Source organism: Clostridioides sp. ES-S-0006-03 (assembly GCF_020662275.1).
Classification (GTDB): domain Bacteria; phylum Bacillota; class Clostridia; order Peptostreptococcales; family Peptostreptococcaceae; genus Clostridioides.
In genome coordinates this window covers 1-7,580 of sequence record NZ_JADGMM010000026.1, presented here as the reverse complement: position 1 = coordinate 7,580, position 7,580 = coordinate 1, and the positions used below count along the sequence as shown (strand labels likewise).

Genomic DNA, 7,580 nt, shown 5'->3' with positions numbered 1-7,580 from the left:
GTTTAGAACCATATCTGACATTCAAAAGAGATGAAAATACTACTTTGTAACCAAAGCCTAAGATAGGTGAAAACAAAATAATAGATAATAAAAAACTACATATAAAGAGTAGTATTTATTTCATTACATACTACTCTTTATATGTTATTGGTATTACTGGTCTTCATGTAATTTCAAATGAACCATTAATTCAAAAGAATCTAGTTTTTGTTCTTTAGATTTGTAATAAACTGCTTTATCAATTACAGATTTTAGGAGTTTATTTTTTCCAAGTAAATCTGAATCGTGGTAAAGTGATAGTACAGTTTTAATATCTTCTATCATTTTAGCATTATCTTTTTTAACAGTATTTAATTTATTTTTTACTGTCTTGATTGAATCTTTAATTTCCTCAGTTCTTGAACTTATATTATTAGACCTTTCAATAAATGTATCTTCATCATATATTCCTCGCTCCAATAAATCATATAACTTATTTTTTTGCTTACTCAATTCTTTTAATTCAGTTTCTAAGCTTTTTAATACTCGCTTTTGAAATTCTATATTGCTGTCTTTATTATTTTTATCTAAGTCTATATCAGATGCTTTTAATTGATATTTTTTTACAGTGTCTTCCAAAGATTTTAAAATGGCAGCTTCAATAAATTCAAAGCGAGAACTTTTATTACAACCAGGATGATAACAAATTATATAGTCGTGGTCTGCATATGGTCTATGTACTAATGGTCTACCACAGTTTTTGCAAATTATTATTCCTGCAAGTGGATTTTTTATTTGATTACCATAGCTGATGTGACCATTTTTTTTGAGTATAGTTTGAGCCTTTTTCCATGTTAATTCACTTATTAAAGGTTCATGCTTTCCTTTTGCCTCAATCCATTCATCTTTAGGTCTTAGCTTAACTGTTTTTATTTTGTTTGGATTTTTAGATTTTTTATAGTCCTTTTTTTGCCATTGAATATATCCACAATAAACTTTATTTTTTATTATATTTGTGATTGCAGAGTTATACCAGTTAGCACCTGTAGCAGTTTTAATGCCCAAGTTATTTAGATATTTTGATATTTTACTACAACCCATATCCTCATTAATATATAAGTCAAAGATAGTCCTAACTACATCAGCATCATTATTTGGTATAAGTATTCTTTCTTTTCTGCCTGTTGTTACAGCATCATATCCAAATGGAGCAGAAGTTCCTATGAAATTACCTTCTTCAACTGATTTTATTCTTCCTCTTTGCATACGTCTAGATATAAGTTTTAGCTCTTTTCTTGCCATAAAGGCTTCAAATTCTGAATATTCTTCATCAAATTCATCTGTTAGGTCATATGTTTTTCTAGGTGTTATAATTTTGGTTTTACTTTCTTTAAAAGTTTCTAATATTATACCTTGGTCTTTCATATCCCCACGACCAAGTCTGTCTAAGTCCATAACTAAGACGGAATCGTATTTATTTTCTTCAACTTCCTTTAGGAGTTCAATCATTTTAGGTCTATGTATTATACTTTCACCAGAAACTAGCTCTTCTTTTATCTCAGATACATCCAAGTTTTGTTCTTTTGCTAGTTTTAGTAGGGTTGATTTATGTCTACTTAAAGTTTCAAATTCTCCTTGTTTTTCTGCCTCTTCATCAGCACGAGATTTTCTTAAGTATATAGCAACACTCATATAAATAATCACACTCCTTGAATATATTATATATTATATTAAGTATATAAGGGTATAATTTATGATAATTAAAACTTGATATAATTGTAAAAATAGTATGAAAATTTCGCATGAATCGACAGCATTCAGTAGGTAAATATAGTATAATTCAATTGAAAACAATTTTTAAGGGGGAATTATATGTGTAATTTCAAAAAAATACTAGGCTTGTTTATGATAATTATGTTATCAGTTTCTGTGGTAGCATGCTCTAGTGGGGGAGATTCAAAAGATGAAAGCAAAGGTAAGGACAAGCAATTTATCGAGGATTTAGGAAAAGGTTTAAAAAAAAGATGGGATTTGGCATCTAAAGAAGAAGCTGGAACATTAAACTTAGAGCAGAATGAAGCTTATGAAAAATTTGTAGAAGCAGAAATGGATGCTGTATCAAAATATAAAGATGCTGAGTTTGACAGCCCAGAACTTGGTAAATTGGCAAAAGATTATATAAAAGCTCTTGAAGATTCAAAGGAAGCCATAAAATATTATTCAAACGACCCATTGAAGTTTTCAGAACTTTGGGAAAAGCCTTATAATGAGAGAAGTACAATATTGTTGACTTTAGTTGACAAGTTTGGTTTGAAAGTAGATGAAAAAGAGTTTAAGGTATTAAAAGACAATGCACAAGTTGTAAATGAAGAAAACGATTCAAAAGAAAAAATTGATGCTATGGTAAAAGGTATAAAATTTGAAAAAGTAAAAGATGAATATGATTGGAAGACTTATCAAGCTACTGTAGAAAATACAGGTGATTTAGATCTTCAAGACTTTTACTTAGATATAAATTTAATAGACAAAGATGGTGTAATAATTGAGACACAAACATCAACATCAGTAAATGGAACTTGGAAGAAAGGTCAAAAAGTTAGACTTGAGTTTAATACAGATAAGGATTTTGAAAAAATAGAGTGGACGCCTCATTATTCTGCAAACAATTATAGTATAACTGAATAGATAATTTATATCTAAAAATATATAGAAAGTATTAGCTAATTTAAGAGGATAGATTTTTAGTCTATTTTTAGTAAGACTATATAACTATTTTATATTAATTCAGCTACATGAAAAGGATGTATAATAATCAATGTTAATTTAGTTAATATTTATATTAAGTAATAATTTTCCTAATTTATGACAACTTTTTTCTATAAAGTGTTATATAATTTAAGTGAAAATATTTAGGAGGGGAAGATATTATGAAAATTAAAAAATTATTAACAATAGGGTTATCTTTATCTATGTTTATTGCTAGTTGCCCTATATCTGCAAATGCACTTGATAAGATTGATACAATTAAAGGTGTAGATAAATATGAAACTGCTGGACTTATCGCAGATAAGCAAAACTATACAACAGCTATACTGATTAATGCAGATAGTACAATGGCAGATGGATTATCTGCAAGTGGGCTTGCAGGTAGTACAAATGCACCTATTCTTTTAACTAAGAAAAATAGTATACCAAATGCTACACTTAAAAGAGTAGAAAAGGCAAAAAAAGTATATATAATCGGAGGAGAAAACTCTATTGATAAAGCAACAGAAACTGTTCTAAAAGATAAAGGGATAGAGATTAAAAGACTTCAAGGTAGTGATAGAATTAAGACAAGCTATGATGTTGCAAAAGAAATAAATTCAATTAACAAAGTAAATAAAGTAATATTGACTAATGCTTTTAAAGGAGAACCTGATGCAATGAGTGCTGCACCTGTAGCTGTTAGAGATAAAGCAGCTATAGTATTAACTGATGGAAAAAGTGTATCATTTAATACAACTGGTGTGGAAAGTTATGTAATAGGTGGCAATTCATCAATGAATGACAAACTAGTTAATGATACTAATTCAACTAGATTGGGCGGGACTGATAGATATGATACTAATGAAAAAATAATAAATAAATTTTATAGTGGAGTAAAAGAATTTTATATAGCAAGTGGTACTGATTTAGTGTATGCGCTTGTTGGCTCTACTATTGCTAAAAATAATGCTATTGTGTTAGTTGATAATGATAGTAATAAAAGTGTATTGAAAAGTACAACTAAATTAACTGCTATAGGAAATTTGAGTGATAGTATATTACAACAGTGTTTAAATGTGACAAAAAATATAGGAGATTCTAATACTGGAAGACAATATAAAGTAGAAGATGCTGCTAATGCAGTAAAAAAATTGTTAGGTGTAAATAAGTTTTACTATGAACCTAATTATTCAGAAGATGAAGATTTAATATTTATACTAGATAAAAACTTTGCTTTTTCAGGAAAAGAGTACTATGCATTTGCTTATATCAAACAAGGCGCAGAGGGTGATGTTAGATATTGTGTAGAAAAAAATGATATGAGTAAAGTTTATACATATGATGTTAATGGTAATATGAAAGTATGTAATCCTGATGATTATAAAAATAAAGAAAGTATAACAGAGGAACAAGCAAAACAGATAGCATTAAAAGAATGTGCGAAGAGACATAAAATCAATATCAATAACTTAATAGTTGATATGATAGATTTTAGAGATGATATATATAGTGGTAATGTTTATGCTGTTAAAATCAATTCAAAAAATAGCAATGGAACTTTTGGCTGGTTTTTTATAGATATAAAAACTGGAAAAATTTATAACTAAAATTAGAATATCTAAGTGTACATTTTTTATTAGATAGATTACCAAATTATGTTATAATATTTTTAGCAAGAAGATGTAATCTACAATTTATAGAGTGGAGTTCATACAAACAAAAGATTATCCTCCCAACAAAAATGGAGGGAGGTGATTATGTATGGATAATTTTTTACTGAGCATATTAGCTAGTATTTTAGCTAGCTATATAGTTTACTTAATAAGTAAGTTATTTAGAAAATGTAAAAAACCACTCAAAGCTGGCACTAAGAGTGGTTGGGAGTTTGATTTAAAAATCAAATTCCATAAATTCAAATAATATCATTTATGATGAACTCCACTCTACTGCTAAATAGATTGTAGTTCTTCTTGCTTTTATTATATCACAAGTTGGTATAAATATTCAAAAATAATAATTTTATATTTATTAATTAGAGAAGGATAGAGTAGGTTAAACTACTCTATTTTTATTTATGAACTACACTTTACATTGATTTTATTATATTCAATTTTTTAATATAGAATTTTAAAATTAAATACATCTTAAAATATTAAGTATAAGACAAGTTTATAGCCTCATATTTTATAATAAGGGGTGATATTGTGAAAATACTACAACAATTTAAACCATTTAAATATGATGCTGAAAAAGATATAGAATATGATGAGAAAATCATAGCTAATCAAAATACAGAAGTTTATATAATATATCCACGTATCTCTGATGAAGAAAACAAAAGAAGATGGAATGAACTTGATGCTGTAGCTAAAGAAATAGCTATTAATATAGCAATGAAAAAAGCTGAGACAGTTGAAAGTTAAAAAAATAGAGAAGTTGCTAATACTTAGCACTTCGCTGTAAAGAAATTGGACAAGTATTTTCATAGAGTTTTGATAACATTTTTGTAAAGTATATAATACCTAATAATTAGAGCCTTAGTTATTCAGTTAAAAAATAGTTCATTGGAGTTCAAGGTTTTAGAAGTTAGGTAGCAATAATATTTATGTAACATCATCAATAAATTATGAAAAAGAGTGTAAGAAAACAAAAAAGATAAATCATATCTATGAAGATTCACCTTTTTATATGAGAAAATCATCATCCTAATTTTGAATCAATATCTTTAAACTGGATAGTAATTTATTATCACTGTTTTCAATGTTTTTTTTCCTTGATTATGGTATGTATGTGTTGATTCGGCTGAAAAACAGATAGAGTCATTTTCTTTAAGTTGATAAACAGAATCATTTACTTCTAATCCTAACTGACCTTCTAGAATCATAATATATTCTTGAGATTTTTCAGAATGACCAATAGATGTATAACTGTGACCTTCCTCTAATTCCATTTGAAATAATTCAAAATTTCTAGTTGGTGTATTAGGATAATAACAATAAAGACGATAGTCTTCACTTTCTGAAATTTGAACATCTATGTCAGATTTTGAAACAATAAAAGTTTTATCTTGTGGTTGGTCAAGTATTGCAGTGTATGGTACATTTAGTCCATTTGCAATCTTCCAAATTGTGTTTACTGTAGGATTAGAATCACCCTTTTCAATTTGTGATAGCATTACTTTACTTACACCAGATAATTCAGCAAGTTGACCTAAACTTAAATTACGTTCATTACGTAATCGATTTAAATTTTTTGCAATAATAGTATTAATACTCATATGTACTCCTTAAATTGTAAATTATTGACAAATATAATTTACGAATGTATAATTTATTTAACATTATTTCTAATTTATGAATGCATAATATATTAAATGTTAAATATACTGTACATCCGTAATATACATTATAATGTATAAATAATTGTTTTTCAACAGATGATAGTTAATCGATTAAGGGGGAATTGTGATGCATGTACTTAATAATGTTACAGAAGCAATAGGAAATACTCCAATGTTACACTTATCTAAAATAGTGAAGGAATTTGGAGTAGATGGTAATATTTATGCAAAGATGGAGTATTTAAATCCAGGATTTAGTAAAAAGGACCGTGTAGCATTACAAATGATTACAGAAGCAGAAAATGCAGGGCTATTAGTTCCTGGACAAGCAGTTGTAGAATTGACAAGTGGAAATACAGGTACAGGATTGGCAATAGCTTGTGCATGTAAGGGCTATAAGTTTATTGCATGCATGTCAAAAGGGAATTCTATGGAAAGAGCAAGAATGATGAAAGCTTTAGGAGCAGAAGTAGTTCTTGTAGACCAAATGCCTAATTCAGTTCATGGACAAGTTTCTGGCGAAGATTTAGCACTTGTAGAAGTTGAGGCTCAAAAAATTGCAAAAGAAAGAAATGCATTTAGAGCAGATCAATTTAATTTAGAAGCTTGTAATCATGCACATGAATATTATACAGCAGAAGAAATGTGGAAACAATTAGATGGGAATATTGATGTATTTGTAGATTTCCTTGGAAGTGGTAGTACTTTTGCTGGTTGTTCGAAAACACTTAAAAAGCACAATTCTTCTATTAAATGCTATGTGGTTGAACCTTCAACAGCAGCAATTTATTCAGGCAAAGAAATAACTGATCAAGGGCATAAAATACAAGGTGGAGGTTATTCTATGGATTTACCATTAGTAGATAAGAAGCTTATTGATGGTTATATTCAGGTAACAGATGATGAAGCAACTAATGTAGCAAGAAAATTGGCTAAATTAGAAGGCGTATTTGCAGGTTTTTCTTCTGGAGCAAATGTATGTGCAGCAATTAAATTATTAGAGAGTTCAGAAAAAGGTAAAAATATAGTTCTTACTCTTAATGATAGTGGCTTAAAATACTTGAGTACTGATTTATATAAAGAATTATAATGACATTAAAATATTAATGTACCAACTTTTAAATTAAAAATATATATTAAAATTCATCAGTTATGTTTTTAAAAGAATCATAATTCAACTACAAAAAAGTATCTCTTTAAACTTGAGATACTTTTTTCATATTTTTTATATCTATAATATCTATTTATCAATAAATTGTATCTAGATAACAGGTCTTAATTCATACACTTAGTTTTTTAAAAAGCTTCATAATAATTTTTTTATGATTCTTTATTTATATGATACTTTATGGATTTATTGTAGAATCTAAAGTTATCATGTGTACAGTTTAGAACCATATCTGACATTCAAAAGAGATGAAAATACTACTTTGTAACCAAAGCCTAAGATAGGTGAAAACAAAATAATAGATAATAAAAAACTACATATAAAGAGTAGTATTTATTTCATTAC

Annotated in this window: 7 protein-coding genes; 5 read left to right on the top strand and 2 right to left on the bottom strand. The window is 27.6% G+C overall.

The window, feature by feature from the left end:
• Positions 1-153: 153 nt before the first annotated feature.
• Positions 154-1,671: a recombinase family protein gene (locus IR151_RS19715; protein ID WP_227437633.1), complete on the bottom strand. Its 1,518-nt coding sequence runs from the start codon at positions 1,669-1,671 to the stop codon at positions 154-156.
• A 180-nt stretch (positions 1,672-1,851) separates the two neighbouring features.
• On the opposite strand from IR151_RS19715, the gene IR151_RS19710 reads away from it, so the two are divergent.
• The 4 genes from IR151_RS19710 to IR151_RS19695 all read left to right on the top strand — a co-directional run bounded on the left by IR151_RS19710 (position 1,852) and on the right by IR151_RS19695 (position 5,150).
• On the top strand, positions 1,852-2,664 hold the full coding sequence (locus IR151_RS19710) for an FxLYD domain-containing protein (RefSeq protein WP_227437631.1): 813 nt from the start codon (positions 1,852-1,854) through the stop codon (positions 2,662-2,664).
• Between the two features lie 242 nt (positions 2,665-2,906).
• The gene (locus tag IR151_RS19705) at positions 2,907-4,334 is read left to right on the top strand and encodes a cell wall-binding repeat-containing protein (RefSeq protein ID WP_227437630.1); all 1,428 of its coding nucleotides are present in this window, start codon (positions 2,907-2,909) and stop codon (positions 4,332-4,334) included.
• Positions 4,335-4,488: 154 nt separating this feature from the next.
• On the top strand, positions 4,489-4,647 hold the full coding sequence (locus IR151_RS19700) for a type I toxin-antitoxin system toxin (RefSeq protein ID WP_227437628.1): 159 nt from the start codon (positions 4,489-4,491) through the stop codon (positions 4,645-4,647).
• 284 nt (positions 4,648-4,931) lie between these two features.
• Positions 4,932-5,150 carry a hypothetical protein gene (locus IR151_RS19695; RefSeq protein WP_227437625.1) on the top strand — a complete coding sequence of 73 codons (219 nt, stop codon included), beginning with the start codon at positions 4,932-4,934 and terminating at the stop codon, positions 5,148-5,150.
• A 302-nt stretch (positions 5,151-5,452) separates the two neighbouring features.
• Here IR151_RS19695 and IR151_RS19690 read toward each other — a convergent pair whose 3' ends face one another.
• Positions 5,453-6,004: a helix-turn-helix domain-containing protein gene (locus tag IR151_RS19690; protein WP_227437623.1), complete on the bottom strand. Its 552-nt coding sequence runs from the start codon at positions 6,002-6,004 to the stop codon at positions 5,453-5,455.
• Between the two features lie 190 nt (positions 6,005-6,194).
• On the opposite strand from IR151_RS19690, the gene IR151_RS19685 reads away from it, so the two are divergent.
• Positions 6,195-7,157, top strand: coding sequence for a cysteine synthase family protein (locus tag IR151_RS19685; protein ID WP_227437621.1), 963 nt, complete (start codon positions 6,195-6,197; stop codon positions 7,155-7,157).
• Positions 7,158-7,580 lie beyond the last annotated feature (423 nt).